Source organism: Vibrio injensis, assembly GCF_001895205.1.
Taxonomy (GTDB): Bacteria; Pseudomonadota; Gammaproteobacteria; order Enterobacterales; family Vibrionaceae; genus Vibrio; species Vibrio injensis.
The window spans coordinates 108601-135474 of sequence record NZ_BDJF01000006.1; the positions used below are offsets into that span (position 1 = coordinate 108601).

25 protein-coding genes, 1 tRNA gene and 1 pseudogene are annotated in these 26874 nt (G+C 45.3%); 11 read left to right on the forward strand and 16 right to left on the reverse strand.

Features of this window, described 5'->3' with window-relative positions:
- Nucleotides 1–12 precede the first annotated feature (12 nt).
- The 3 genes from luxU to uvrB form a co-directional block, all read right to left on the reverse strand.
- Nucleotides 13–360 (reverse strand): quorum-sensing phosphorelay protein LuxU, encoded by a 348-nt coding sequence (luxU, locus tag BSR11_RS00650; protein ID WP_072668591.1) that lies wholly within the window; start codon nt 358–360, stop codon nt 13–15.
- A 7-nt stretch (nt 361–367) separates the two neighbouring features.
- Complete coding sequence (gene luxO, locus BSR11_RS00655) at nt 368–1729, reverse strand: quorum-sensing sigma-54 dependent transcriptional regulator LuxO (protein WP_072668951.1); 1362 nt, start codon at nt 1727–1729, stop codon at nt 368–370.
- A 144-nt stretch (nt 1730–1873) separates the two neighbouring features.
- Entirely contained in the window at nt 1874–3904 is a 2031-nt protein-coding gene (gene uvrB / locus BSR11_RS00660; RefSeq protein ID WP_072668592.1) for an excinuclease ABC subunit UvrB, read from the reverse strand.
- 481 nt (nt 3905–4385) lie between these two features.
- Here uvrB and BSR11_RS00665 point away from each other — a divergent pair.
- A tRNA-Asn gene (locus tag BSR11_RS00665) sits at nt 4386–4461 on the forward strand.
- A 101-nt stretch (nt 4462–4562) separates the two neighbouring features.
- On the opposite strand, the gene BSR11_RS00670 is transcribed toward BSR11_RS00665, so the two are convergent.
- The 5 genes from BSR11_RS00670 to BSR11_RS00690 form a co-directional block, all read right to left on the reverse strand.
- A complete protein-coding gene (locus BSR11_RS00670) occupies nt 4563–5801 on the reverse strand; it encodes a dicarboxylate/amino acid:cation symporter (RefSeq protein ID WP_139299774.1) in 1239 nt (412 codons plus the stop codon).
- A 253-nt stretch (nt 5802–6054) separates the two neighbouring features.
- Nucleotides 6055–6771, reverse strand: coding sequence for a DsbA family protein (locus tag BSR11_RS00675; protein WP_072668593.1), 717 nt, complete (start codon nt 6769–6771; stop codon nt 6055–6057).
- Nucleotides 6772–6907: 136 nt separating this feature from the next.
- Entirely contained in the window at nt 6908–7426 is a 519-nt protein-coding gene (locus BSR11_RS00680; protein WP_072668594.1) for a protein disulfide oxidoreductase, read from the reverse strand.
- On the reverse strand, nt 7423–9534 hold the full coding sequence (locus BSR11_RS00685; RefSeq protein ID WP_072668595.1) for a protein-disulfide reductase DsbD family protein: 2112 nt from the start codon (nt 9532–9534) through the stop codon (nt 7423–7425). Before BSR11_RS00685 ends, BSR11_RS00680 begins: the two co-directional genes overlap by 4 nt.
- 61 nt (nt 9535–9595) lie before the next feature.
- The gene (locus BSR11_RS00690; RefSeq protein WP_072668596.1) at nt 9596–9955 is read right to left on the reverse strand and encodes a hypothetical protein; all 360 of its coding nucleotides are present in this window, start codon (nt 9953–9955) and stop codon (nt 9596–9598) included.
- A gap of 262 nt (nt 9956–10217) precedes the next feature.
- On the opposite strand from BSR11_RS00690, the gene rsxA reads away from it, so the two are divergent.
- The 8 genes and pseudogenes from rsxA to gloA all read left to right on the forward strand — a co-directional run bounded on the left by rsxA (nt 10218) and on the right by gloA (nt 16948).
- Nucleotides 10218–10796 carry an electron transport complex subunit RsxA gene (rsxA, locus tag BSR11_RS00695; RefSeq protein WP_004395667.1) on the forward strand — a complete coding sequence of 193 codons (579 nt, stop codon included), beginning with the start codon at nt 10218–10220 and terminating at the stop codon, nt 10794–10796.
- Complete coding sequence (gene rsxB, locus BSR11_RS00700; protein WP_004395668.1) at nt 10796–11383, forward strand: electron transport complex subunit RsxB; 588 nt, start codon at nt 10796–10798, stop codon at nt 11381–11383. Before rsxA ends, rsxB begins: the two co-directional genes overlap by 1 nt.
- Nucleotides 11384–11391: 8 nt before the next feature.
- Nucleotides 11392–13461: an electron transport complex subunit RsxC gene (rsxC, locus tag BSR11_RS00705; protein WP_072668597.1), complete on the forward strand. Its 2070-nt coding sequence runs from the start codon at nt 11392–11394 to the stop codon at nt 13459–13461.
- Complete coding sequence (rsxD, locus tag BSR11_RS00710; RefSeq protein ID WP_072668598.1) at nt 13461–14507, forward strand: electron transport complex subunit RsxD; 1047 nt, start codon at nt 13461–13463, stop codon at nt 14505–14507. Before rsxC ends, rsxD begins: the two co-directional genes overlap by 1 nt.
- A gap of 8 nt (nt 14508–14515) precedes the next feature.
- Entirely contained in the window at nt 14516–15145 is a 630-nt protein-coding gene (gene rsxG / locus BSR11_RS00715) for an electron transport complex subunit RsxG (protein ID WP_072668599.1), read from the forward strand.
- Nucleotides 15146–15838 carry an electron transport complex subunit E gene (locus BSR11_RS00720; protein ID WP_072668600.1) on the forward strand — a complete coding sequence of 231 codons (693 nt, stop codon included), beginning with the start codon at nt 15146–15148 and terminating at the stop codon, nt 15836–15838. It begins immediately after the preceding gene.
- Between the two features lie 23 nt (nt 15839–15861).
- Nucleotides 15862–16523, forward strand: a pseudogene (gene nth / locus BSR11_RS00725) (endonuclease III).
- 8 nt (nt 16524–16531) lie between these two features.
- On the forward strand, nt 16532–16948 hold the full coding sequence (gene gloA / locus BSR11_RS00730; protein ID WP_072668601.1) for a lactoylglutathione lyase: 417 nt from the start codon (nt 16532–16534) through the stop codon (nt 16946–16948).
- 104 nt (nt 16949–17052) lie between these two features.
- Here the strand turns inward: gloA and motY are convergent, their stop codons facing one another.
- Complete coding sequence (gene motY / locus BSR11_RS00735) at nt 17053–17937, reverse strand: flagellar protein MotY (protein ID WP_072668602.1); 885 nt, start codon at nt 17935–17937, stop codon at nt 17053–17055.
- A 196-nt stretch (nt 17938–18133) separates the two neighbouring features.
- Between motY and rnt the strand changes: the two genes are divergently transcribed.
- Both rnt and BSR11_RS00745 read left to right on the forward strand, forming a co-directional pair.
- Nucleotides 18134–18790 carry a ribonuclease T gene (gene rnt, locus BSR11_RS00740; RefSeq protein WP_072668603.1) on the forward strand — a complete coding sequence of 219 codons (657 nt, stop codon included), beginning with the start codon at nt 18134–18136 and terminating at the stop codon, nt 18788–18790.
- A gap of 11 nt (nt 18791–18801) precedes the next feature.
- On the forward strand, nt 18802–20130 hold the full coding sequence (locus BSR11_RS00745) for a Na+/H+ antiporter family protein (protein WP_072668604.1): 1329 nt from the start codon (nt 18802–18804) through the stop codon (nt 20128–20130).
- Nucleotides 20131–20220: 90 nt separating this feature from the next.
- Here BSR11_RS00745 and purF read toward each other — a convergent pair whose 3' ends face one another.
- The 7 genes from purF to BSR11_RS00780 all read right to left on the reverse strand — a co-directional run.
- Entirely contained in the window at nt 20221–21735 is a 1515-nt protein-coding gene (gene purF / locus BSR11_RS00750; protein WP_072668605.1) for an amidophosphoribosyltransferase, read from the reverse strand.
- A gap of 34 nt (nt 21736–21769) precedes the next feature.
- Nucleotides 21770–22261: a CvpA family protein gene (locus BSR11_RS00755; protein WP_072668606.1), complete on the reverse strand. Its 492-nt coding sequence runs from the start codon at nt 22259–22261 to the stop codon at nt 21770–21772.
- 62 nt (nt 22262–22323) lie between these two features.
- Complete coding sequence (locus tag BSR11_RS00760) at nt 22324–22869, reverse strand: SPOR domain-containing protein (RefSeq protein ID WP_072668607.1); 546 nt, start codon at nt 22867–22869, stop codon at nt 22324–22326.
- Complete coding sequence (gene folC / locus BSR11_RS00765; protein ID WP_072668608.1) at nt 22870–24135, reverse strand: bifunctional tetrahydrofolate synthase/dihydrofolate synthase; 1266 nt, start codon at nt 24133–24135, stop codon at nt 22870–22872.
- A 44-nt stretch (nt 24136–24179) separates the two neighbouring features.
- A complete protein-coding gene (gene accD, locus BSR11_RS00770) occupies nt 24180–25106 on the reverse strand; it encodes an acetyl-CoA carboxylase, carboxyltransferase subunit beta (RefSeq protein WP_072668609.1) in 927 nt (308 codons plus the stop codon).
- Between the two features lie 169 nt (nt 25107–25275).
- Nucleotides 25276–26070 carry a tRNA pseudouridine(38-40) synthase TruA gene (truA, locus tag BSR11_RS00775; protein ID WP_072668610.1) on the reverse strand — a complete coding sequence of 265 codons (795 nt, stop codon included), beginning with the start codon at nt 26068–26070 and terminating at the stop codon, nt 25276–25278.
- 88 nt (nt 26071–26158) lie between these two features.
- The coding region (locus BSR11_RS00780) for a FimV C-terminal domain-containing protein (RefSeq protein ID WP_305848789.1) at nt 26159–26874 on the reverse strand (716 nt) is incomplete at its 5' end.

Sequence of the window (26874 nt, forward strand, 5' to 3'; positions counted from 1 at the left end):
GTCTTAATGCGGTTAATGCGCCGTACCTTGTAACTGAGCATAACATTCGGCGGTTTCGCTAAGTATCTCTAACATCTTTGCTGTTTCCGTTTCTTCATTCATCACGATCCCCTGCTTGGCGTTGCTATCGACCTGTGTTGCAAAAGCACACAACTTATCGGCACCAAAACTGGCGGCGCTGCTTTTTAGTGCATGGCTGATTTCAATTAAATAAGTCATGTTACCACCATCAGCACCTTGAGTAAGTTGCTGATGATAAAGGTGAAGTTCACCTAAAAAAATATCCATTAGAATAGGAATATTCTCTTTGCCAATCTCTTTAGCCAACGCATCAATTTTTTCGATATTCATCCACTGCATAACGTCTCTAGCGCTCCTTTTCCTGCTCTTTTTCATTCCAGGTTTGCAGCTTGCGATAAATCGTTGAGGGACTGACATCCAAATAACTCGCCGCTCTTGGAATATTACCATCACATACTTCGATGGCTTTTTCTATCGCTTGTTTTTCCGTTAGCCATAACGGGAAGATATCATGTACCGACAATACCTTCTCATTGGGAGACAAAAAGGTAGGTTCTGCCATTCTTGGTGCATTGAGTGGTGGAGGTAACATTGATAAGGTAATTTCTTGTCCATCATTCAATACCACGACATTACGTAGGACGTTTTGTAACTGACGCACATTACCTGGCCATTCATAATGTTTGAAGCGCTCTGTCACTTCTGAAGAGAGACGAACAAATCCTTTGCCTTCCTCTTTCGCCATATGACCTAATAGTGAATAAGCAATTTCAATCACATCATCGCCACGTTCTCGTAGTGGCGGTAAATGTAATGGAATGACGTATAAACGGTAATATAAGTCTTCGCGAAAACGACCTTGTTGAACTTCTTTCCAAGGATCACGGTTCGTGGCACAGACAAAGCGCACATCGACACTGTGTAGCTTAGAAGAGCCGACTTTTTGAAAAGTACCCGTTTGGATAAAACGTAATAATTTGGTTTGCAGGTCAAGATCCATCTCGCACAACTCATCCAAAAAGAGCGTCCCACCATCAGCTAACTCCGCTGCGCCCTGTCTATCTGAGGCGGCTCCGGTAAAGGCACCTTTGACGTGGCCAAAAAGCTCACTTTCAATCAAGTCCTTTGGAATCGCAGCACAGTTGATGGCGATAAACGGTTTGTCGCCTCGCTTGCTGGCAGCATGAATCGCTTCAGCGCACACTTCTTTACCTGTACCACTCTCACCAGTAATAAAAATACTGGCTTTACTGCTCGCTGCGGAATCAATCGTGCGATATACCGCCTGCATCGTTTGGCTACTGCCAATAAAACCTTGATAGTTTTGATTATTCGGATCGTAATTTTCGCTTTTAAGCTTATTCGCTTTGCGCATCGCATTATTGACGGTAATACGTAGCCGGTCAGCCTCACACGGCTTAATCAGAAAGTCTTGTGCACCTTGACGCATCGCCTCGACCGCAGTATCGATAGAGCCGTGCGCGGTCATAAAGATGATCGGTACATCAGGAGATTGTTTTTTTACTGCAGCAAGCACATCCATCCCGGTCATATCAGGCAAACGCAAATCTAATAGGATTAAATCTGGTGTTCGCCGGCTAAGGCTCTCTATCGCATCGCGCCCAGTGCTGACAATATTAATATCAATCTCTAGCGGAGTTAGATAAGATCGGTACAATGCTGCCACAGAAGCCGTATCCTCAACCATCAACAGATACTTAGTTTTAACGTTATTTTCGCTCAATTGCCTACCCAGCCATTTTATTTTTGCATTTTGCTTAATTGTTGCATCAAGAGTCGCATTTTGCAAACTCCTTGTTATAATTAACCCATATACAAAAACCCACATACCCTAGCTATTAGTAATAAACTGCTGACGTAACTGCGTAATTTGATCGCGCTTTTGAGCCGCTAATTCAAATTCGAGATCTTGTGCGTGTTTGTACATTTCCGATTCGAGCTTCATGATCTGCTTTTCTAACTGCTGGGGAGTGAGTAAGTCATAACTCGCACCGGGCTCGGCAACCTTAGCGAGAGGCACAACTTTGCTGGCTTTCTGTTGTTTCGGCTTCGTCGCATCGCCTAATTCCATAATGTCTTTGATGCTGCGTCTTAGTGCTTGAGGTTCTATTCCCCGCTTTTGGTTATACGCTTGCTGTTTCTCGCGGCGACGCTCGGTTTCATCAATCGCTTTACGCATTGATTTGGTGATATTGTCTCCATACAAGATCGCTTTTCCATGCAAATGGCGCGCAGCACGGCCTATCGTCTGAATTAATGAACGCTCTGAACGTAAAAAACCTTCTTTATCAGCATCTAAAATCGCGACTAAGGATACTTCTGGCATATCCAGCCCTTCACGTAATAAGTTGATCCCAACTAAAACATCAAACACTCCTAGTCGCAAATCACGAATAATTTCCACCCGTTCCACGGTATCAATATCCGAGTGTAAATAGCGCACTTTTACCCCATGTTCATGCAAATACTCGGTCAAGTCTTCCGCCATGCGCTTAGTGAGTGTTGTCACAAGCACTCTTTCCTCTTTGGCGGCCCGACTGCGTATTTCTGATAATAGGTCGTCGACCTGAGTAGCCACGGGGCGTACTTCAATCTCAGGATCGAGTAATCCGGTTGGCCGGACAACCTGTTCAACCACATCTCCTGCTGATTTTTCCAGTTCATATTGACTGGGAGTGGCAGAAACAAAAATTGTTTGTGGCGCAAGCGCTTCAAACTCTTCAAATTTTAAAGGTCGATTATCCAACGCTGAAGGTAAACGAAACCCAAACTCAACCAAGGTTTCTTTACGAGAACGGTCACCTTTATACATGGCGCCAATTTGCGGCACCGTCACGTGTGATTCATCAATCACCAATAAACCATCGTGAGGCAAGTAATCAAATAAGGTCGGTGGCGGTTCACCAGCGCTGCGGCCACTTAAATATCGAGAATAGTTTTCAATACCTGAACAGAAGCCCAGCTCATTCATCATTTCGATATCAAATTGCGTTCGTTGTGAGATGCGTTGCTCTTCCAGTAACTTGTTATTGTCTAATAAGGTTTGACGCCGAAGTTGTAACTCTTGTTTGATCTGTTCAATCGCATCAAGAATCCGCTCGCGAGATGTTACATAGTGGGTTTTAGGGTAAACGGTAAAACGCGCTAAATCACGCTGACGAATCGCACCAGTTAAAGGGTCAAACAGGCTGATGCACTCAATTTCATCGTCGAACATTTCAACCCGAACCGCTTCTTGCTCTGATTCTGCTGGGAAAATATCAATCACTTCACCACGAACCCGAAACTGACCGCGCTCAAAAGCAATATCATTACGGCTGTATTGTAATTCGGCTAAGCGCCGTAACATGTCACGTTGGTTAAGCACATCGCCGCGTCTTAGATGCAACATCATTTTTAGGTAAGAATCGGGGTCGCCCAAGCCATAAATTGCCGATACCGAAGCGACGATGATCGCATCTTTACGCTCTAATAGCGCTTTGGTCGCCGATAGGCGCATCTGTTCAATATGAGAGTTAACCGAGGCATCTTTTTCGATAAAAGTATCGGTAGTTGGAACATACGCTTCCGGCTGATAGTAATCATAGTATGAGACAAAATACTCGACCGCATTGTGAGGAAAAAAACTTTTCATCTCCCCATAAAGCTGGGCCGCTAATGTTTTATTCGGCGCTAACAAAATGGTCGGGCGTTGGGCTTGAGCAATCACATTCGCTAACGTGAAGGTTTTTCCCGATCCCGTTACTCCCAATAAGGTTTGGTGCGCCAATCCCGCATCAATGCCTGCCAATAATCGTTCAATTGCCTCCGGCTGGTCGCCAGAAGGTTGGTATTCAGAGACCAGTTCAAACGTTTTGCTCATTACCTATACTCTACTACATTCATTGGTTTGATTGAGTATTGTCCGGTCAGCGCAACGAACTCGCAAGTACTTTAGGTGTTAACACTAAAAACGTATAACGATCATCCCTTCCGTACAAAAAACATCCCATTACTTATCCACACAAACGCTCTCAACCTTATCTGTACATGATTACCACGAACAAGATAATCACACCTGAACAATCTGTGGGTAAAACAAAAAAAACCTATAAAATCAAAATACTAGCCACAGAAAGCAATCGATTACACTATTAGAAAGAGGATAATGGTTAGAAACGTAGTTAATTTCACAGACTTCCTTATACACTTATCCACAAAATTGGTGGATAAGTAAATGCAACGCATGCCCGATAAGGAGTACAGAAAAGTAAAGTCTCTACCGGCAAAAATATCTATGATTTTTTAACGGGTAGATGTTGACAGAAAAAGGGGGGATAAGTACCATTCTTGCCGCAAACCATTCCCCCTTAGTTCAGTTGGTAGAACGGCGGACTGTTAATCCGTATGTCGCAGGTTCGAGTCCCGCAGGGGGAGCCAAATTCCAGAAGAAAGACGTCCTAGGACGTCTTTTTTGCTTGCAGTCGACTGATATTTCTCACAACTGAGAAGGCAACAACATCTCTCGATTAACCTGGCGGTTAAGCCACATTTTCTTCAAGCGGAGCTTCATTACCCTCTTCACTTTTCGCCACGACACCAGCAGCAATCGCATTACCCAATACGTTAGTCGCTGAACGTCCCATATCTAGGAAGTGATCAATGCCGAGTAGTAACAATATGCCCGCATCAGGGATGTGAAATTGATGGAGCGTGGCGGCGATCACCACTAATGACGCACGAGGCACTCCTGCCATACCTTTAGAAGTGACCATTAAAATGAGTAACATGGTCACTTGTTGTGCCATGGTTAACTCAATCCCATAAGCTTGAGCGATAAACATAACGGCAAAGGTGCAGTACATCATCGAACCATCAAGATTAAATGAGTAGCCCATCGGTAATACAAAACTAGAAATTCGCTTAGGAGTACCAAAAGCACTTAAACTTTCTAGCGTTTTGGGATAAGCAGATTCTGAACTTGCCGTTGAAAATGCTAATAGTATTGGCTCGCGTATCATGCGAAACAGGGTAAACACGCGTCGTCCGAGCACCAACGCGCCCATTAGTAGCAAAGCTCCCCACAAGACACTAAGCGAGAAATAAAATTGCCCCATGAAAGCACCATAGGTACTCAAAATCCCCATTCCTTCTTTAGCCACCATGGCACTGATTGCAGCAAAAACGGCAAATGGAGCAAAGTTCATCACATAAGCGGTTACCTTCAGCATGATCTCTGACACGCTTTTTAGCATATCAATCACTGGATAGGCCGGATCACCAATGGCAGCGGCAGCTAAGCCAAAGAATAGAGAAAACACCACAATTTGCAGAATTTGATTACTGGCCATGGCTTCAATCACACTTCTTGGTACGGCATGAATGACAAAGTCACGGAAGCTCAGTGCTTGTGCATCAACCCCACTGGCCAAAGAGCTCGAAGGGATATCTAAATGTAGGCCAACACCTGGAGATAGAATGGTCACCATCACCAAGCCAAGAATTAATGACATCATTGACGCCATCATAAACCACAGTAAAGTTTTAATGCCTATACGGCCAACCGTCGTTGTATCGCCCATTTTAGCAATACCAACCGTTAACGTGGTAAACACTAAAGGGGCAATGATCATGTTGATCAACCGTAAAAACACATCCGTGATTAGGGTGATGTTATTAGCAAACTCTTCTGGCTGAACAGGGGCATACCAGCGAATAGCTTGTCCGGTAGCAATCCCCAGCAACATAGCAATAATAATAGCTCTCGTTAACCTATTCATCTCAATGATCACTCCATGTATACAGCTTCAATTAGCTGCGTGTCGTAGCAGATGTTATTCCTGCGGAAAGCGAGGTGAGCAGCAGATTAGCAGAGAGGTATTGGCCTAAAGTCAATTTTTGTTCTGTCAACGTGAGCGCAATGTTAAGGAAATGTCATTTTTACTTGCAAATTCTTACATAATAAAAACAAAAAATAGATCGGCACCTATTGCATTTCCTCAACAAATAGAAAGCCACTTGAATAGTGAAAAATTATTTCGCAAGTATTTCACGAATTAATGGCTCTAACTTATCTAGCGGTAGATAGCCGGGAATAATTTGCTGGCCAATTAACAGCGCCGGCGTACCGTTTAGCCCTAATTCACTAAATAACTGATAGTTTTTCGCCAGTTGTTGTTGTGTTTTTTCCTGTGTATTCAGCGCTTGGCTAGTGTCGGTTTTTTGAGCCACTTGCAGCAACGACTGTGGATTATGCGCACCCGGCTTTTTGACCAACAATTCATCCGCTTGAGTAAATTTTTCTTGATCCATCTGCCATAGGTTTAATGCATAACTGGCCGAATTAACTGGACTATCGAGTTCTTTTAGCGGCACCAGCACACTCACCACTTTAATCGTCGGGTAACGCTTGACCAACTCATGCAATACCGGATCGAGTTTTTTACACCAAGGGCAGCTGTAATCGGTGAAAAAAACCAGCGTTAATTCAGGGTTTTGGGCACCAAAACTGGGGTGATCAGGATTGTTGTATAAATAAGCTTGATTATCCTTTAATACCTGCTCAAACCGATTCACTTGTTGCTCGTACATACGTAACGTGCTGTGTAAATTCTCAATCACTTGCGGGTTACGTTGCAAAATTTGTTCTATATCCGCCAACTGTTTCGTTTGCTCTACCGTCAATGCAGCAGCACAACTCAGTGAAAAGGTGGCTAATAAGCCGATCAGCACAATTCTGTAAATTTTCATGTTTTATCCTTTATTTAATAATGACTATACCCAAACCACTTGGAGTTACAGGTAGGCGACAAGTAAGTCCCCATAAGCATAGATAGGCTATGTAATTGAGGTGAAGGGGGCATAGCCCCCCCCCCCTCCAGCAGCTTCAAGTAGAAAGGGGATAACTTGCTAGCCACAAACGAGCCAACAATCCCCACGGGGTTGTTAACCCGCTGGTAATAAATTCAATTTGCCCTTGATGCACTATCATGATTGTTGGCGTGTAACGTATATGCCAATCCTGTCCTATTTGACTGCGGGGATCGTTAAGCTGAGGAAATTCAATGTCATGATAAGCCAAATAACGTCGTATCTGCTCATCGCTTCCAGAGGAGAGCGCAATACCTAAGGTTGGGTAATATTGACTGAGCCAATTGACTGTTGGGGTGACAAAGCGACATATATTGCACCAACTGGCCCAAAAATAGATCACCATGGGTTTCTCTGCACCCATGGCCTGAATATCGATTGGCTGGCCTTGGAGATCCACCGCCTGTAAGCTGAATTCATTACGCTCTGGCATCTGATGGCTACGCCATTGATCGACAGCCACAGAAACGACGATCAGTAGTAAACCAATCATCAACCACTCACGTCCTAGGCGTAATAAACGCTTTTTATTCATCGTGCCTCCCCTTTTGCTTCACGCAGTGCATCCATCACCGCACGATCAGTTAATAACACGGGTAGAGCAATGCCTCGCGGAGCTTGAGGACCATAAACGATATTAAACGGCACGCCAAATCGGCCATGGCTTTGTAAAAAACGAGTAACCGATTCACTGGGTAGCGTCCAATCACCGCGAATCAGAACCACGTCTTCTTGCTGTAGAGCTTTATGCACCGGATTTTGTAATAACACGTTCATTTTATTGACCTTACAAGTAATGCACCAGTCAGCCGTGATATCAACCAACACCACTTTACCTTGCTCTACATGCTGAGCAATTTGCTCTGCTACCAGTGGCTGCCAGGGTAAATCGTCAGTAAGCTGAGCCAGTCCATTAGCAACACTGAATTTGGTCAGCCATAAACCCGCGCCAAAAGACAATACGGTAATAAGCACGAAGAGAACGATACGCTGAGCGCCGTAGTGTCTCCATCCTTGCCAAACACACAGTGCTAGAGTAGATAACAGATAAAGCAGTATTGCCCACAGCGGCCAATGGGCAGCGAGTAGGGTTAATAACCACAATGAGGTGGCCAATAACATCAACCCAAAGAGGATTTTTATACGGTTCATCCACGCACCCGGTTTCGGCAGCCGGAGTGCAAGCTGAGGAAACAGTGCCACCAATAACCAAGGTAGCGTCATACCTATACCCAAGCCGGTAAAAATAAACCACAGGGTGAGCGTGTCTGCGCCCAATGCGAAAGCGACCGCCGTGCCTAAAAAAGGCGCCGAACAAGGCGTTGCTAATAAAGTTGCGAACATACCTTGTAAATAATGCCCCAAATAACGCTGATCGGAGCCGCGCGTTGCCATCCAGGTCGAAGCACTCACTGGCAGACGTAACTCGAATAAGCCGAGCATATTGGCGCCAAATAAGGTGGTGATCAGCAGCATGAGGACAATAAAGCTGGCACTTTGAAATTGAATACCCCAGCCGATTGCCTGACCACTCCATTTTAGAGCCAATAATCCTATCGCTATCAACCAAAAAGCACTGAGAATACCTGCGGCCGAAGTGAGAAACTGCAAGCGGACACTACGACGCTGCGGTTTATCCAAGGTCAACACTGACGTTAACTTGATACCTAATACCGGTAACACACACGGCATGACATTTAAAATCAAACCACCCAGTAACGCACTAGCAAACATCAGCACCAGTCCCCAACCTGAGGTTGTGGATTGAATCAGACCAGATTCAATCGCCACGGTTTGTTCAACCAATAGCGACTGATCAGCAAAAGTAACTTGTACGGATTCACCACTCAAATCCGCTTTACCGAGCCAACTAGAAACAGTAAATGTCGCCGTCAAGTTTTGCCCATCAACCTGAATTCGTGGTTGAGTAAAGCTACTTTCTGCGACTTTATCACTTTGACCATCAAGTAAGAGATCCGGCTGCTGCCAACCTTGTGGGTTGTGTGCGGTGATTTGTAAACGTTGCTGCGCCTCATCCCAGACAGCACCTAATGTTAATAATTGCTGCGTTTTTTGCGGTACTCGGCTCATCGCCTGTGCATATTGCGCCACTTCATCACTACTAGGCATCAACTGATCAGGAATAAAGCTCAGCTCAACAGGATAGTCAGTGATCACACAAACGGTCGAACAGGATGAAAGCCGTAAGCGCGCCTTAAACCGGACTGGCTGTTGCCAGTCTTGTATTTTAAGCGTGATCGGAAAAAGCGTGTCACCTTGATAACCGATCGTTTCAATACCGAGCAGCGAAAAGCGGCTAGGAAACGGCCAATGCCACTGAAAGTCACTCACATTTTCAGATGCAGACCAGTCAATTTCTGGGGCAACACCGCCTTCTCCGGGAGAGCGCCAATAGGTTTTCCATCCTCTATCTAATTTTACTTCCAGATAACCAGCAACCTCTCCGCTTTGCGGATCGCTTTGGCCAGTTAACACCAAACGTACCGCAACAGGTGGATGATAAGCATCGGTCAACCAATCGGTAGCAACGGCTCCAGCATGCGCCAATAACGAGCTAAATAAGCTTAATAACAAACAGACACGCACTAAACGTGTTAAGAAGATTCTAAATACCGGGAACATGGTTTTTCCTTATTAATAAACACCAACAGGTTTGTAGCTTTAATGCCAATACATGCTGGTTTTATTCATGGAAAACACACAGTTGAAGATGGGGTCGCCGCTTGGGAACTCTCGGCTCGCGAAAAATGGTAAAAGGTAAGCGACTCATCAGAAGTTGACTGATAATGATCGCAACCGTTAACCACAATAATGGACTAAATAGCTCCACTAATTGTTGTAAATGATGACTCAGCAGTTTTTCTGTTAAATGGCAGGGCTCACTCAAGTTATCCTTGTCTACCGACACCAGATCAGCGAACACCGAGGACGCCTCAGGGCAAAAACTCAACACACCGCTATTTTTCGCCAGACACAGCGCCATCACCCAACTGATCAACAGTAAGGCGAATAATCGGTAACGAGGGCGACGTAAATAATCCAATCAACAATCCTGAGTAACGTAAATCGACAAACTAAAACCTATGGCGAATATGACCGAGCCCAATCGATAAAGTTCAGCACAATCTTAGCTTAATGGTGCAAATTCCTTTTCGCATCAGTTTGCTAGTCAAAGGATTTACTCTCTAACCGCCATTATTGCGTATACTTTTTAGTCAACACACTAAAACCTTTGTTTTACTCGGTTGTTATTGACTGCGCAAAGCAGGATAATGCCCAGCTCGGAATTTAAGACAACGATCACTATGACCGACTATTTTTTGCTGTTAATCGGCACTGTTCTGGTTAACAACTTTGTACTGGTAAAATTCTTAGGCTTATGCCCTTTTATGGGCGTGTCGAAAAAACTCGAAACTGCGATTGGTATGGGGTTAGCGACGACGTTCGTCCTTACCCTTGCCTCTGTATGTGCCTATCTTGTCGAAAGTTACATTCTCGCTCCACTTGGTATTGAGTATCTACGCACCATGAGTTTTATTCTGGTGATTGCGGTGGTGGTGCAATTTACGGAGATGGTCGTTCATAAAACCAGCCCGACTTTATACCGTTTATTGGGTATTTTCTTACCCTTGATCACCACCAACTGCGCAGTGCTTGGCGTAGCACTACTCAATATCAATGAAAACCATAACTTTATCCAATCGATTATTTATGGTTTTGGCGCGGCGGTTGGCTTTTCTTTGGTGTTAATTCTTTTTGCGGCGATGCGTGAACGCATTCAGGTCGCCGATGTTCCCGCACCGTTTAAAGGTGCCTCAATCGCGATGATCACCGCAGGTTTAATGTCTTTAGCCTTTATGGGCTTTACCGGTTTGGTGAAATAATGAGTACATTACTGATCGCCATTCTTGCGCTGGCAGCACTGGCTGCCGTATTTGGGGCTATTTTAGGGTTCGCATCTGTTCGCTTCAAAGTCGAAGGCGATCCGATAGTTGATCAAATCGATGCCATTTTACCGCAAACGCAATGTGGTCAGTGTGGCTATCCGGGCTGTCGACCTTATGCTGAAGCGATCGCCAATGGTGATACGATTAATAAATGCCCACCGGGTGGCCAAGCGACGATTGAAAAGTTAGCTGATTTAATGGGTGTTGAAGTCCAAGAATCGGCTCATGATCTCGATAATAAAGTGAAAACTGTCGCTTTTATTCACGAAGATATGTGCATTGGTTGTACCAAATGCATTCAAGCTTGCCCTGTCGATGCTATCGTCGGAGGCACCAAAGCCTTACATACCGTAATAAAAGACGAGTGTACTGGTTGTGATTTATGTGTTGCTCCTTGTCCAACCGACTGTATCGAAATGATCCCATTAGAGACCACTCCGGAAACATGGAAATGGCAAATGAATGCTATCCCAGTCGTGAATATCGTTGAACCTGCGTCTAATTCGCAAAAAAGTGCGCATTAAGGATAGGTATGTTGTCATTAATTGAACAAATCCAAGCTGGTCGTCTTTGGGATTTCCCCGGTGGTATTCATCCACCTGAAAATAAGCAGCAATCCACACAAACCGCTATCGCTCATACTCCGATTGCTCATGAACTTGTTCTGCCAATAAAGCAGCACATAGGTAAAGCGGGCGATCTACTGGTTGAGGTCGGGCAGCGGGTGCTCAAAGGTCAAGCGCTCACCAAATATACGACAACGTTTATGCTGCCAATACATGCGCCGACCTCTGGTGACATCATCGCAATAGAACCACGCACAACGGCTCATCCTTCTGGATTACCAGAAATGTGCATTGTGCTACGTCCTGATGGTCAAGAATCATGGATAGAACGCCAGTCAATCACCGATTTTACTCAGTATTCAGCCGAACAACTGATTGAAATCATCCGCAACGCCGGCATTTCAGGAATGGGCGGTGCGGGATTTCCGACCGCCAAGAAGATTCAAACCGGGCTATCACGCACTGAAATATTGATCATTAATGCGGCTGAATGTGAGCCTTACATTACTGCCGATGATGCACTGATGCGCTTTCATGCCGACGAGATCATTCAAGGGATCAGTATTGTCGAGCATATATTGCGCCCTAAGCTGACGATTATCGGCATTGAAGATAACAAACCTGAAGCCATCCAAGCATTAGAGCAAGCGGCAAAAGAAAAAGATTTGCTGATTAGAGTGATCCCGACGAAATACCCTTCTGGCGGTGAAAAACAGTTGATCAAAATTCTGACCAACCTTGAAGTGCCCAATAATGGTATTCCTGCGGATATTGGTCTGATGATGCAAAATATCGGCTCAATACATGCGATTAAACGTGCGGTCATCGATGGCGAACCCTTGATTCAACGTGTGGTCACATTAACCGGGAATACCTTTAAGCAACCAACCAATGTCTGGACACTGCTTGGCACGCCAGTTGCGCACCTGCTAGAGAAATTTGCTTACCAAGCCGATAAAAAATTACCGCGTTTGATCATGGGGGGTCCAATGATGGGCTTTACCCTACCTCATGCTCAGGTACCGATTACTAAAACCAGCAACTGCATCTTAGCACCGACGAATAAAGAAATCCGTGCTCAGCAAGTAGAAATGGCCTGTATTCGCTGCGGTTTATGTGCCGACGCCTGTCCTGCGTCGCTACTCCCGCAGCAATTGCAATGGCACGCCAAAGCTGAAGAATATGATAAATGCGAAGAGCTGAATCTCAAAGATTGCATTGAATGTGGCGCTTGCGCTTATGTATGCCCAAGCGAAATTCCTTTAGTCCAGTATTATCGTCAAGCGAAAGCGGAAATTCGCACTCGTAAACGCGAAGCAGAAGCGGCTGAGCGTGCGAAGCTGCGCTTTGAAGAGAAAAAAGCCCGCATGGAGCGAGATAAAGCCGAACGAGAACAGCGCTTTAAACAAGCTGCCGAAGATCGCCGCAAAGAGATGCAAAATAGTGGCAGTGATGATGCGATCGCCGCAGCCATTGCGAGAGTCAAAGCGCAAAAGCAGCAAGAGGATAGTAATGAGAAAGCGGTGAAACCAGCGGTTGCTGCTGCCATTGCCCGCGCGAAAGCCAAACAAGCTGAAGCGAGACAATCCGTAGAATCGCCAGTCGAAGAAGGCTCTTCAGCCTCGACTCCAACGTCTGCGCCTGCGGCCTCTACGACCAATGATGATAAAAAAGACGCCGTCGCCGCAGCCATTGCCCGCGCTAAAGCACGTAAAGCCGCGCTGCAAGAGGCCTCTGCTGATGACTCTTCTCCAGCAACCAGCCCTGCGCCTAAACCGACAGCCTCTGCGCCCAATGATGACAAAAAAGATGCCGTCGCCGCAGCCATCGCTCGTGCTAAAGCCCGCAAAGCCGCGCTGCAAGAGACCTCTGCTGATGACTCGTCTCCAGCAACCAGCCCTGCGCCTAAGCCGGCAGCCTCTGCGCCCAGTGATGACAAAAAAGATGCCGTCGCCGCAGCCATTGCTCGTGCTAAAGCACGTAAAGCTGCTCTGCAAACCAATCACCAAGCCAATAACGCTGAGGAGAAAAAATAGTGGCCTTTTTTATTGCTAGTTCGCCACACGCGCATAGCAAGCGCAGCACCGCTGAGTTGATGAAATGGGTCGCGATTTGTGCCCTGCCCGGATTGGTTGCACAAAGCTATTTTTTTGGTTGGGGCACATTAATTCAACTCGGTTTCGCTATCATCCTTGCGTTAATTTTGGAAGCAGTCGTAATGAAGCTGAGGAAGCGTTCACCACGCTTAGCTCTCCGCGATTACAGTGCCCTAGTCAGTGCATGGTTATTGGCCGTTGCGATTCCCCCCTTATCACCATGGTGGGTAATCACCATAGGGATCATCTTTGCCATCATAGTCGCTAAACAGTTATATGGTGGCTTAGGACAAAACCCCTTTAATCCTGCTATGGTCGCTTATGTGGTGCTGCTGATTTCGTTTCCAGTGCAAATGACCAGTTGGCTTGCTCCTCATCAATTAGCCCCAGAATCCGTGTCGTTTGTTGATTCGCTATCGCTGATTTTTACTGGGTTTAATCAAGATGGGTTATCACTACAACAGATCCGCACAGGGATTGATGGCATGACCATGGCGACCCCATTGGACGCCTTAAAAACTGCTTTGCATGCTGGCAATAGCCTATCACAAGCGCTTTCTTTACCACCATTCGATGGATTGGCCGGAATAGGTTGGGATTGGGTGAATCTCGCTTATCTGGCTGGTGGTTTGTTACTGATTAAGTTACGGGTGATTAATTGGCATATTCCGGTTGCTTTTCTCTCTGGAATGATCGCCTCTAGTTTTCTGTTGATGCTGCTAGCTCCGGGAACGACCGCTTCGCCGATTATCCATTTGCTTTCTGGGGCGACGATGCTTGGGGCATTTTTTATTGCGACCGACCCCGTTACCGCTTCCACCACCAATAAAGGTCGGATTATCTATGGCCTATTTATTGGTAGCTTGGTAGTGATGATCCGTAGCTGGGGAGGCTTTCCTGACGGTGTCGCCTTTGCGGTATTACTCGCCAATATGTGTGTACCTTTGATCGATTACTACACTAAACCTCGTACTTACGGGCATTAAGGAGCACTATGTTTACTGCTATCCGTAAAAATGGGCTAATTTTGGCTATCTTTGCTTGCGCTGCTACTGGCATTGTCGCGTTAACCCAATATTTGACCGCCAGCCAAATCAAAGCACAAGAAACCGCACAATTATTATCGGTTTTAAATCAGGTTATTCCACCTGATTGGCATGATAATCAACTGTCAGCCTCATGCACACTGGTAAGCGATCCCTTACTCGGCAGCTCACAAGCCATGCCTGTTTATCTGGCTACTCTGAATGGAGAGCACACCGCATTGGCTATCGAAGCAATTGCGCCGGACGGTTATAGTGGCGCTATCAAAATCATTGTTGGTATTGATCAACAAGGAAATATACTCGGTACACGTGTTTTATCTCATCAAGAAACACCCGGCCTTGGCGATAAAATTGATTTACGGATCAGCGATTGGATACTCAGTTTTACTGGCCGTCAAGTCAGTGATGACAATCAAAAACAGTGGCAAGTACGCAAAGATGGTGGCCAATTTGATCAATTTACCGGAGCGACCATTACACCGAGAGCCGTCGTAAAAGCAGTAAAACAAACCGTCCAGTACGTCAATTCACACCGTGAACAGATCGTCAATCAACCTTTAAACTGTAGGGGGCAATAGATGAGTGACCACAAGACACTGATCAAAAACGGCTTATGGGATAACAACCCTGCTTTAGTACAGTTGCTAGGTCTGTGCCCGCTATTAGCCGTCTCATCCACTGTAACTAACGCGCTTGGTTTAGGTCTGGCGACCTTATTAGTATTGGTCGGCTCGAATGTGACCGTCTCCTTAGTCCGTGATTATGTTCCTAAAGAAGTACGGATCCCAATTTTTGTGATGATCATTGCCGCTTTGGTGACTTGTGTGCAATTACTGATGAAAGCCTATGCTTACGGACTTTACCTCTCTTTAGGCATCTTTATTCCCTTAATTGTCACCAATTGCATCATTATCGGTCGCGCCGAAGCATTCGCCTCAAAAAACCAAGTGCTTCCTGCCGCTCAAGATGGCTTCTGGATGGGATTAGGTATGACTGCTGTGCTGGTCGTTTTAGGTGCTCTGCGTGAAATCTTGGGTAACGGTACTTTATTCGACGGTGCAGATTTACTACTGGGAGATTGGGCATCAATGCTGCGTATCGATCTTCTGCATTTAGACAATAGTTTCCTACTTGCCCTGCTACCGCCAGGCGCTTTCATTGGTGTCGGTTTTCTGATTGCCGCCAAAAACGTGATTGATAAGCAACTCGCTCAGCGTCAACCTAAACCTGAAAAACAGGCCATTGAGCGTGCGCGCGTCACCAATGTATAACTCGATTGACTGGGTATTTGATTATGAATAACGCGAAACGGTTAGCGATCCTTGAGCGGTTAAGAGCTAACAACCCTAATCCACAAACTGAACTCAACTGGAATACGCCATTTGAGCTGCTGATTGCAGTTTTACTATCGGCTCAAGCCACCGATGTGAGCGTCAATAAAGCCACTGATAAACTTTACGCCGTTGCCAATACTCCGCAAGCCATGTGGGATTTAGGTGTCGATGGCGTGAAGCAATACATAAAAACCATTGGATTATTCAATTCTAAAGCCGAGAATGTGATTAAGACCTGCCGAATTCTACTTGATCAGTACGGTGGTGAAATTCCCGAAGATCGGGCCGCTTTAGAGTCACTGCCCGGTGTGGGTCGAAAAACGGCCAACGTGGTTCTCAATACCGCTTTTGGCTGGCCGACCATTGCCGTCGATACGCATATTTTCCGCGTCTCAAATCGGACTAAGTTTGCTATCGGTAAGAATGTCGATGAAGTCGAGCAAAAACTGCTTAAAGTCGTCCCAAAAGCATTCAAAGTCGATGTTCATCATTGGTTAATCCTTCATGGTCGTTATACTTGTATCGCACGCAAACCCCGTTGTGGGAGTTGCATTATTGTTGTGGGAGTTGCATTATTGAAGACTTGTGCGAATACAAAGAGAAAGTCTACCCAGAAAGCTAGGAGTCATTATGTCAAATAGTCGTATTCTTCATACCATGCTACGTGTTGGAGATTTAGATCGTTCTATCGAATTTTATACCCAAGTAATGGGCATGAAACTACTACGTAAAAATGAAAACACCGAATACAAATATACCCTTGCCTTTTTAGGTTATGGCGATGAATCTGAAGGTGCGGTCATCGAGCTCACCTATAACTGGGGTGTCGCTGACTACGAAATGGGCAATGCTTATGGACACATTGCGATTGGTGTCGATGATATCTATACCACTTGTGACACGATCAAAGCAGCAGGCGGTAATGTGACTCGTGAACCCGGTCCTGTTAAAGGTGGTAGTACACATATCGCCTTTATTAAAGATCCTGATGGTTATATGGTTGAACTGATTCAAAACAAACAAGCCAGTGCTGGGCTTGAAGGCTAATCAGCTTAACGTTTAAAGCGATATACAAAACCGCTCTAGTGAGCGGTTTTGTTGTCTCTGAGGGGATGAGATACGACGGTCTGAGTACTTCTATCCACGCTGCATCAAACCTGAGTTCGTCCTAACGAAATCACCACTCGACGGTTTTTATCCCGTCCAATCGGCGATGCATTATCAGCGATAGGGCGACGTTGCCCATAACCTTGAACTTGAATACGATCCTCTGGCAAGCCTAAAGTACGGAAATAACGCTGTAACGATTCTGCTCGACGCTCTGATAAACTTTGACTTTCATTGCGACCTTCACTGGTATCGGTATAAGTCGCGACTAACACCAAATCAATATCTTGATTATATCGAATATAATCCGCAATTTGTGCTAAACGCTTCTGCGATGCTTTATTAAGCTCGACGCTATTTCCTCGATCATAATGCAAAATAGTGAACGCAATATCTTCAAAGCTGTATGGTAAGAGATTAGCAACACAATCACTAAACACGTTGTACTGAGGCTGAAAAAGTACCGATGAGAGCATCACTTCAATGCGTTGATCACGGCTTTGCCAATCTTGATAACTAAAGGTTGGATAACGGCCTTGTTCTAATTCACTCAAGAGTGCCCAAGCCGTTTGACCACCAATATAACCATCAAACTGTTTAAAAAACTGGATATTAGAGATGCGATCAGCACGCTCGCCCGGACGCCACCTCGGCGGCATAGAGACTAAGCTTACGTTACGAGTCTCGCCCATCGGTCTACGCATTTTTAGTTCAAAATCGAGGTTAATTTGTTTGCTGGCATGAGAAGTGAAAACAGCATCACCGTAATTAGGAATTGGATGTACTAGTTTGCACTCCAATGGTGTATTGACCAGCATTTGCCAAGTGGACTGTTGTGGCGAAGCAACGTATTGCTTACCAGAAGCGAGGGCATTCACAGTGACAAAACAGCCTGCTACATAAATACCGGTCATTAGCCATTTATTCATAATTTGTCTCTTACCACTAATAAGGCGATAACTTGCCGCAACAAAGGCAAATCACACGATCTGCCTGAAATGACCTTTAAGCATGCAAAAAACTCGCCACAACAAAGAGCTTTTGATGATTTTATTACTGCGATTTGGTTTTTCTAAAGTGGATAATCTGTAATAATGTTGTCCTTGTCACTTAATTTAGGTTCACATGACTGTTATTAATGAAGCATTTGCGTTAAATAAACGCTTTAGAGGCTATTTCCCAGTAGTTATTGATGTTGAAACCGCTGGATTTAATCCACAAACCGATGCTCTACTTGAGATCTGTGCCATTACCTTACGCATGGATGAACAAGGAGATTTGCATCCTGCTTCAACTCTTCACTTTCATATTGAGCCATTTGAGGGAGCCAATATTGAAAAAGCTGCCTTAGAATTCAATGGCATTTACGATCCCTTTAGTGCCTTACGAGGCGCGGTCACCGAAGAATATGCCCTAAAAGAAATTTATAAACAGGTGCGTAAAGAACAAAAAGCGGCAGACTGTAGCCGAGCGATCATCGTTGCTCATAACGCATCATTTGATCACGGGTTTGTCATGGCAGCAAATGAACGTTGCAAATTAAAACGAGTCCCTTTTCACCCCTTCGCGACCTTCGATACTGCCGCGCTCAGTGGGTTAGCTTATGGACAAACTGTGTTAGCTAAGGCTTGCAAAGCCGCAGGGATGGAATTTGATAATCGTGAAGCTCATTCCGCACTTTACGATACTCAACAAACCGCAGAACTATTTTGCGGGATCATTAATAAATGGAAAGCACTGGGAGGCTGGCCGTTAGCTCCCCAAACAAACACAACTGATTAATTGAGATATTTATGAACCCTGTTGTTATATCTGTCTGCGTCATGCTGATTCTAGCTTTGATGCGCATAAATGTGGTCGTCGCTCTCACCTTCAGCGCGATGGTTGGTGGCCTTGTTGCCGGTATGAGTTTAAATGAATCTGTCGCTGCGTTTGAAAGTGGTTTAGGTGGCGGTGCGACGATTGCTCTGAGCTATGCCATGTTAGGCACTTTCGCGGTGGCAATTTCTCGTTCCGGTATTACCGATGTCCTCGCTCAAAGCGTGATCAAGCGTCTCCATGGTAAACAAAATCATGCGGCAACGACGGGATTAAAATACGCCGTGCTCGTAGCCTTGTTGCTGATGGCGATGTCGTCGCAAAACGTGATCCCGGTGCACATCGCCTTTATTCCGATCCTGATCCCGCCCTTATTGGCGGTATTTGCTCGTCTCAAGATCGACCGCCGAATGATAGCCTGTGTGCTAACTTTTGGTTTAATCACTCCATACATGATCCTACCAGTCGGTTTTGGGGGGATTTTCCTCAACAATATCTTACTCAAAAATCTGCATGATAATGGCCTACAAAACGTAACCGCCAGTCAAGTACCTATGGCAATGTTACTCCCCGGCCTTGGTATGCTAGTCGGTTTATTGATTGCGGTTTTTTTTACTTACCGTAAACCACGTGAGTACCAAGAAACCGAACTAACCACCATTCAGCACCAAGAAAGCAGTCATATCAATCGTAAACACTTACTTACTGCAACACTGGGTATTGTGGCGGCATTGGCGGTGCAACTCGCTACTGGGTCAATGATCATCGGGGCTTTAGCTGGCTTTATGATTTTTACCTTTGGTGGCGTAATTGCTTGGAAAGAAACCCATGATGTATTTACTAAAGGGGTTCATATGATGGCGATGATTGGCTTTATCATGATCTCTGCTGCTGGTTTTGCCGCTGTGATGAAAGCTACTGGTGGTGTCGAGTCATTGGTTACCGCCCTATCAACCAGTATTGGTGATAATAAACCACTCGCGGCTCTGTTGATGTTGGTCGTGGGTCTCCTTGTCACCATGGGCATTGGATCTTCTTTCTCTACTATTCCAATTATTGCTACGATTTATGTGCCACTCTGTTTGGCTTTTGGTTTTTCACCCATGGCGACTATCGCTTTAGTCGGTACAGCCGCAGCATTAGGTGATGCGGGCTCTCCAGCCTCAGATTCAACCTTAGGCCCAACCTCTGGTCTTAATGCCGATGGGCAGCACGAGCATATTTGGGAGACGGTCGTGCCGACCTTTATTCACTATAACCTGCCCCTCATTGCCTTCGGTTGGTTAGCGGCGATGGTGCTCTAGTAATACGAGTTTTGCTTAGATAAAAAGAGCGCCCTAATTAAGGCGCTCTTCTTGTATTGCTGGTATCACATCCCTCAATGAAGGTGTTGTTTAAGCACCTTCGTTGTGCAGCTCTAAGTTTGCTAAATCTTGCTGAATTTCCGCTAACGTTTTTGCATCATCTCCGCGCATCGATTCCAGAAAATCAAGGTACTGCTGATCAATATCGCCCGTCACATATTCACCGTTAAATACTGACGTTTCAAATTTAGCAATATCAGGATTACCGAGACGTACCGCTTCAATCAAATCGGGGAGTGTTTGGAAAATTAAACCGTCAGCACCAATTTGTTTACAGATAGCTTCGTTATCACGACCATGGGCAATCAGCTCATTGGCACTTGGCATGTCAATGCCGTAAACATTAGGGAAACGAATTTCTGGTGCCGCCGACACTAGGTAGACTTTCTTAGCACCAGAGTCACGAGCCATTTCAATGATCTGTTCCGAAGTCGTACCGCGAACAATCGAATCATCAACCAATAATACATTTTTATCTTTAAATTCGGAGCGAATCGCGTTCAGCTTACGGCGTACCGATTTCTTACGCTGCTGCTGGCCAGGCATAATGAAAGTTCGCCCTACATAGCGGTTTTTCACAAATCCTTGTCGATAGGGAATATCAATCGCTTGAGCAATTTGTAGTGCAATATCACAAGACGTTTCAGGAATAGGGATCACTACATCAATCTCCAAATCACTAAAACTTTCTTTGATTCGCTCGCCTAATTTTTTGCCCATTTCGACTCGTGCGCTGTAGACGGAGATTTTGTCGATAAAAGAGTCTGGACGGGCAAAGTAAACGTATTCAAAAATACACGGATTAAGCACCGGATTTTGAGCGCACTGCTGAGTAAAAAGTTGGCCATCAAAAGTCGCGTAAATCGCTTCACCAGGAGCAATATCACGCATAAAACTAAAGCCAACGGCGTCTAAAGCAACCGATTCAGAAGCGACCATATATTCTGTTCTATCACCCACGATACGTTTCCCCAAACAAAGCGGACGAATTCCATTCGGGTCACGAAAAGCCACCATACCATGACCAATGATCATTGCGGCAACCGCATAGGCACCACGTATTGTAAGGTGAACATTGGCAACGGCACGAAAGACTTCTTCCGGTGTGACTTCACTTTCAACAGAGTCTATTTCATGGGCAAGGACATTCAGTAACACTTCTGAATCTGAGGTTGTGTTGATGTGGCGGCGATCTTTTTCAAACAGCTTTTGGCGCACCTCTGTCGCATTGGTCAAATTACCGTTATGGGCCAGCGTGATACCAAAAGGCGAATTGACATAAAAAGGCTGTGCTTCCGATGCACTCGAACTGCCTGCTGTTGGGTAACGCACATGGCCGATCCCAACCGTTCCTTGCAAGCGTTGCATATGTTTAGCTTCAAAGACATCTTTAACTAAACCGTTTGCCTTTCTCAAACGAAAACGATTGCTTTCTATGGTACAAATACCCGCGGCATCTTGGCCACGATGCTGTAATACCGTTAACGCGTCATAAATTGACTGGTTCACCAGCGTTGTACCCACGATTCCAACAATACCACACATGTCTTAACCCTCGACTTTCAACAATAACTGGCGCCTAGTGAGCGCCAGAAAGAAAACTGGATGTTGCTTGTAAGTGTTCAAAGAAAGGAGCAATCAGGCGACTGAATTCTGGCACCAGTTGCGAGCCCTTCCACCACTCTGCGTTTGGTGATGCGGTAAACGCATCCATAAAAAATAAAGCGGCTGCGACAATCAAAATACCTCGTAATGCACCAAAAACCACACCGAGAATCCTATCGGTTCCTGATAACCCTGTCTTATCAACTAACTGTGAAATCACGTAGTTAACAATCGCTCCAACAATCAAGGTGGCTATAAATAGCACCGCAATTGCCGAACCATTACGAAACATCTCATCTTTGATGTTACTAAAGTACACGGCTAACTTTGCGTAGTATTCTGACGCGATATAAAACGCGGCAAACCAAATAACCAATGACAACGCTTCTTTCGCAAAGCCACGAACTAAGCTGATCAGCGCAGACAGACCGATCACACTTAAAATGACAATATCTAACCAGTTCATGAGTTCTTACATTCTAAGTTGGCGCGCATTTTAACAGAAAAATGCGCAACGCAAACGTTTTCTTAAGGATTTAATGGCTTAAATTTGAGTAATTGGCCTTTAGCGCCAGTTATCTTCTCTAATTCCACTAACTGATTTTCTAACTTACCTTTTGAAACATCAGGGCCAATAATCACACGAGTAAAATCGTTTTCTTGTTTCGTGTGTGCCTGATAGCCTCGTCGTTGTAAGTCAGCGACGACATTTTTAGCATTTTCCGCATTTCTCAGTGCCATCAATTGAATGATCCAAGCACTGTCTTGATACTCATTTTTCTCAATCACGGGGCGCGTTGTCGTCGTTAGCGTTTGATTACTGGTGCCTGTCGAGACTCCAGTGGCTGATTCAGTAACGGTAACCGGAGAATCTGGCAAAGCCACTTGATCTTCAATGGGGTCAAGAATTTCAAACCGTTCAATATCACTATCGAGTTCCGGCCTTAGCGGAATACTAGCCACCTCTTCTTGATAGTGCATTTTTTTACCGTCCAACAGATCGGGCAATACAATAACGCCAATCGCAACCAAAATAATCGTACCAACTAAGCGGCTTTGAAATTTACTGGCCATCTATTCTCCTTTACCTTGCCAATGCTCAAGGACTTCACCCACAGTATGAAAAGATCCAGCAACGACAATGACATCATCATCATGCGCTCTTGTCAGCGCGGCTTCAAAAGCCTCCACTGGCGATGAATATTCACGTTGAGTCGGGGTGAGATAATGCACTAACTCTTGTGAACTCGCAGCGCGAGGACCAGAAAGAGAAGCTGGATACCAAGCCTTCACGACTGGAGTCAGTGCTTCGATAGTGGATTTAATGTCTTTGTCATGCAACATTCCGAGCACCATATGCACTTTTTGCTGTGGATAACGCTGCTCTAATTGCGAGACAAGATAGTGAGCCGAATGTGGGTTGTGGGCCACATCCAATAAAATCGTCGGTTGAGTCTGCAATACTTGCATACGTCCGGCCAAATTAGCTTTACGTAATCCTTCGCTCACATCAATATCACTCACCTCGAGACCAGAGCAGCCTAATGCCATCAAGGCTGTGGCGGCATTGGCAAGAGGTAATGTTGGAATTGGTAAATCACTCAGTTCAAATGAACCACTGCGCCACCGCCATGATGCATTCGATAGCGTTTGGTAATGATACTGAATACCGACTTGATAGAATTTCGCACCGATATCATCAGCATGAGCTGCCACCGTTGCAGGAGGGAAAGGTTGTCCGCAAATGGCTGGCTTCTCTGAACGGAAAATACCCGCTTTTTCAAAACCGATCACATTGATGTCATCACCAAGCCAATCGACGTGATCAATGGCTAAGCTGGTTATTACTGAGACATCATGCTCGACAACATTAGTCGCATCTAATCGACCGCCTAATCCAACCTCAAGTAAAATCACCTCAACCTGCTCGGTTTGAAAAAGACGCAGCGCAGCTAATGTGCCAAACTCAAATAGACTCAATGAGGTATTACCTCGCTGAGTTTCTATATAAGAAAAAGCTTCGGTGTGTTTTGAATCCGGCAGTTCGTGACCGTTAATCCGTACACGCTCGTTGTAACGAATAAGATGAGGGGAACTGTATACACCAACCGAGTAGCCAGCTTGGAGAAGTATACTTTCCATTAAGGCGCATGTTGAGCCTTTACCGTTCGTGCCCGCTACCGTAATGACGGTAGCAGATGGCCTGGTGAGCTGCGCTTTCTCGGCAACCGTTTGGACACGTTCTAAGCCGAGATCAATGGCCGAGGTATGGATATGAGATAAATAGTCAAGCCACACCGTAAGTGGCGATGTGGCTTGAGGAATAGAGTATTGAGTCATCTAACGTAGAACCATAGTTATGCTTGGCTTTGTTAGTGGTTACTTTACCCTTTTTTATCCGCTTCTGGTACAGAATATGTTTCTTCGTTTGGCGCTGCGTTCACAGAAACCACCAGAGGAGAAGCATAATTGGTCATTTTAGCTAACAAGCCTGCCACACGTTGGCGCATTTCACGGCGATCAACGATCATATCTATTGCGCCATGTTCAAGCAAAAACTCACTGCGCTGGAAACCTTCAGGTAAATCTTCACGTACAGTTTGCTCGATTACGCGGCGTCCAGCAAAACCAATCAAGGCTTTTGGTTCACCAATATTAATATCACCTAACATCGCCAAGCTGGCAGATACACCACCCATCGTTGGATCAGTCATTACCGAAATATAAGGCAGACCTTTCTCGGTTAAGCGTTGCAGTGCCGCACTGGTCTTGGCCATCTGCATCAATGACATTAACGCCTCTTGCATACGCGCTCCGCCACTGGCGGAAAAGCAGACTAAGCCGCAATTATTTTCAATTGCCGCGTCCACGGCACGCACAAAACGAGCACCGACCACAGACCCCATAGAGCCGCCCATAAAGGAGAATTCAAATGCACAAGCAACAACAGGGACGCCGATCACCTGGCCCTTCATCACGATGAGTGCGTCTTTCTCACCACTGCTTTTTTGCGCAGCCGCTAAACGTTCTTTATAACGCTTAGTATCTTTGAACTTAAGCTTATCTTGTGGCTCAAGCTCTTGAGCGATTTCCTCGCGGTTATCTTCGTCTAAAAAGGTCTCTAGACGACGACGCCCTTTCATGCGCATATGATGGTTACATTTAGGACAAACCTCTAAATTGCGCTCTAATTCAGCGTAGTACAGCACCTCTTCACAGGAAGTACATTTAGTCCAGACCCCTTCAGGTATAGACGCTCTACGTGAACTGACAATGTTGCTTTTCTCTAAAATCTTTTCAAGCCAACTCATGCAAGACCTTTTTACTTTCTCATCTCCCGCGCTAGTGCGAAAGATATAAATTAGACATAAACGCGTGGGATTAAAGCATACAAAACCGCAACTGTAGACAAAAAACTGGTTGTACCTATTTCTCTGCCCTATCAATATGCATCTGAGTATTGGAAGCTATTTAACCCAGTTAGTTCAAATTCTCTGCTAAAAATAGCGGCCCCAGTGGTGCTTTAGGTAGTTCAAAGCGCTCAGGATAATCAACAGCAACAAGATACAAGCCTTCGGCTTTAGCCGTTGCGGCAGCTAATTTGCGATCTTTGGCTGCCAATAACCACTCGATCCATTGTGGCTCTTGTTCCCCACGCCCAACTTCAATCAGACTACCAACAATATTACGCACCATATGATGAACAAAAGCGTTCGCTTTTATATCAACGACAACATAGCGCTCATGGCGAGAAACATTCAGGTGCATAATATTACGCCAAGGGCTGCGAGACTGGCAATGTACCGCACGAAAAGAAGTAAAATCATTTTCACCCAATAAATATTGGCCAGCGACCTGCATTCGCTGAACGTCTAATTCTGGATGATAATGACTTACCCCCGACGATAAAATCCCCGGACGATAAGCATGATTATAGATAACGTATCGATAACGACGCGCCGTTGCACTAAAGCGAGCATGAAAATCGTCGGCAACGACTTTAGCCCAACGTACAGCGATATCTTTCGGTAAGTTAGCATTAGCGCCCATCGTCCATGCAGCCATGTTACGTTCAGCTGTGGTATCAAAGTGAACAACCTGACCGGTACCATGAACTCCGGCATCGGTACGTCCAGCACATTGAACCTCTACCGGATGATTCGCGATAATCGACAGGGCTTGCTCAAGCTTTTCCTGTACGCTAATGACGTCTCGTTGCCGTTGCCAGCCAAAGTAATGAGTACCATCGTACTCAATACCTAGAGCAATTCTCATGTTCTGTTTCTCGTTGAAAATGGGGCGGGCAGTATATACCTATCACCAAACAACGTGAAGACACCTAAGTGACGAAAGTCATCCACCGTTAAAGCCGACCATTGATCTTATCAATCAGATGTTTGGCCTGACGACGAATTTCATCATCACCATCGACGATGGCCTCTTCTAGTAACTTAATTGCTCCTTTGCTGTCATTCATTTCCAAGTAAATTTTCGCTAAATCAAGTTTACCGGCCGCTTCGGCATTATTATCAACATCAAAATCGGTAATATCTCCAAGTACATCAGGAAATTCATCCAAACCGACATCCAGCTTAAGAGCTTCATCATCAGGATTGATTGCCCCTTCATCCCTTTCTACTTGAGCCATTAACTCATCAACAGTCATGAACTCTCGTTTTTCAGGTGAAAAATCAACTACATCTTCCTGATTCTCCCAATTCTCCACTTCAACTTCGGGTTGTTGGTTTTGAATTTCTTCTTGCCAAATCGCTTGATCTTCTTCCGGTATTTCATCAGGAATAACGGCTTTTTGATCTTCGGTTAAACTAAAGCCATTCCAATCTTCCCCCCCCATCTGCAGCATGGCATCAATGTCCATACCTGCACTGTCGATGGTTTTAGCGTCTAACGGCGAATTAAACAGATCCATTGGACGAGCCATTGGGTCATTCAACAAATCCGTAAATTGTTGTTCATTGTACGCTTTACTGGATAACGTGGTGAAATCAATCGGCTCATCATTTTTGAGCTCTGGCTCTGGCTCTGGCTCTGGCTCTGGCTCTGGCTCTGGCTCTGGCT

Excerpts from the sequence above, each read along its gene's own strand:
- luxU (WP_072668591.1), bottom strand. The coding sequence starts at position 360 with ATGCAGTGGATGAATATCGAAAAAATTGATGCGTTGGCTAAAGAGATT.
- luxO (WP_072668951.1), bottom strand. The coding sequence starts at position 1,729 with ATGGTTGAGGATACGGCTTCTGTGGCAGCATTGTACCGATCTTATCTA.
- uvrB (WP_072668592.1), bottom strand. The coding sequence starts at position 3,904 with ATGAGCAAAACGTTTGAACTGGTCTCTGAATACCAACCTTCTGGCGAC.
- BSR11_RS00670 (WP_139299774.1), bottom strand. The coding sequence starts at position 5,801 with ATGAATAGGTTAACGAGAGCTATTATTATTGCTATGTTGCTGGGGATT.
- BSR11_RS00675 (WP_072668593.1), bottom strand. The coding sequence starts at position 6,771 with ATGAAAATTTACAGAATTGTGCTGATCGGCTTATTAGCCACCTTTTCA.
- BSR11_RS00680 (WP_072668594.1), bottom strand. The coding sequence starts at position 7,426 with ATGAATAAAAAGCGTTTATTACGCCTAGGACGTGAGTGGTTGATGATT.
- BSR11_RS00685 (WP_072668595.1), bottom strand. The coding sequence starts at position 9,534 with ATGTTCCCGGTATTTAGAATCTTCTTAACACGTTTAGTGCGTGTCTGT.
- rsxA (WP_004395667.1), top strand. The coding sequence starts at position 10,218 with ATGACCGACTATTTTTTGCTGTTAATCGGCACTGTTCTGGTTAACAAC.
- rsxB (WP_004395668.1), top strand. The coding sequence starts at position 10,796 with ATGAGTACATTACTGATCGCCATTCTTGCGCTGGCAGCACTGGCTGCC.
- rsxC (WP_072668597.1), top strand. The coding sequence starts at position 11,392 with ATGTTGTCATTAATTGAACAAATCCAAGCTGGTCGTCTTTGGGATTTC.
- rsxG (WP_072668599.1), top strand. The coding sequence starts at position 14,516 with ATGTTTACTGCTATCCGTAAAAATGGGCTAATTTTGGCTATCTTTGCT.
- BSR11_RS00720 (WP_072668600.1), top strand. The coding sequence starts at position 15,146 with ATGAGTGACCACAAGACACTGATCAAAAACGGCTTATGGGATAACAAC.
- gloA (WP_072668601.1), top strand. The coding sequence starts at position 16,532 with ATGTCAAATAGTCGTATTCTTCATACCATGCTACGTGTTGGAGATTTA.
- motY (WP_072668602.1), bottom strand. The coding sequence starts at position 17,937 with ATGAATAAATGGCTAATGACCGGTATTTATGTAGCAGGCTGTTTTGTC.
- rnt (WP_072668603.1), top strand. The coding sequence starts at position 18,134 with ATGACTGTTATTAATGAAGCATTTGCGTTAAATAAACGCTTTAGAGGC.
- BSR11_RS00745 (WP_072668604.1), top strand. The coding sequence starts at position 18,802 with ATGAACCCTGTTGTTATATCTGTCTGCGTCATGCTGATTCTAGCTTTG.
- purF (WP_072668605.1), bottom strand. The coding sequence starts at position 21,735 with ATGTGTGGTATTGTTGGAATCGTGGGTACAACGCTGGTGAACCAGTCA.
- BSR11_RS00755 (WP_072668606.1), bottom strand. The coding sequence starts at position 22,261 with ATGAACTGGTTAGATATTGTCATTTTAAGTGTGATCGGTCTGTCTGCG.
- BSR11_RS00760 (WP_072668607.1), bottom strand. The coding sequence starts at position 22,869 with ATGGCCAGTAAATTTCAAAGCCGCTTAGTTGGTACGATTATTTTGGTT.
- folC (WP_072668608.1), bottom strand. The coding sequence starts at position 24,135 with ATGACTCAATACTCTATTCCTCAAGCCACATCGCCACTTACGGTGTGG.
- accD (WP_072668609.1), bottom strand. The coding sequence starts at position 25,106 with ATGAGTTGGCTTGAAAAGATTTTAGAGAAAAGCAACATTGTCAGTTCA.
- truA (WP_072668610.1), bottom strand. The coding sequence starts at position 26,070 with ATGAGAATTGCTCTAGGTATTGAGTACGATGGTACTCATTACTTTGGC.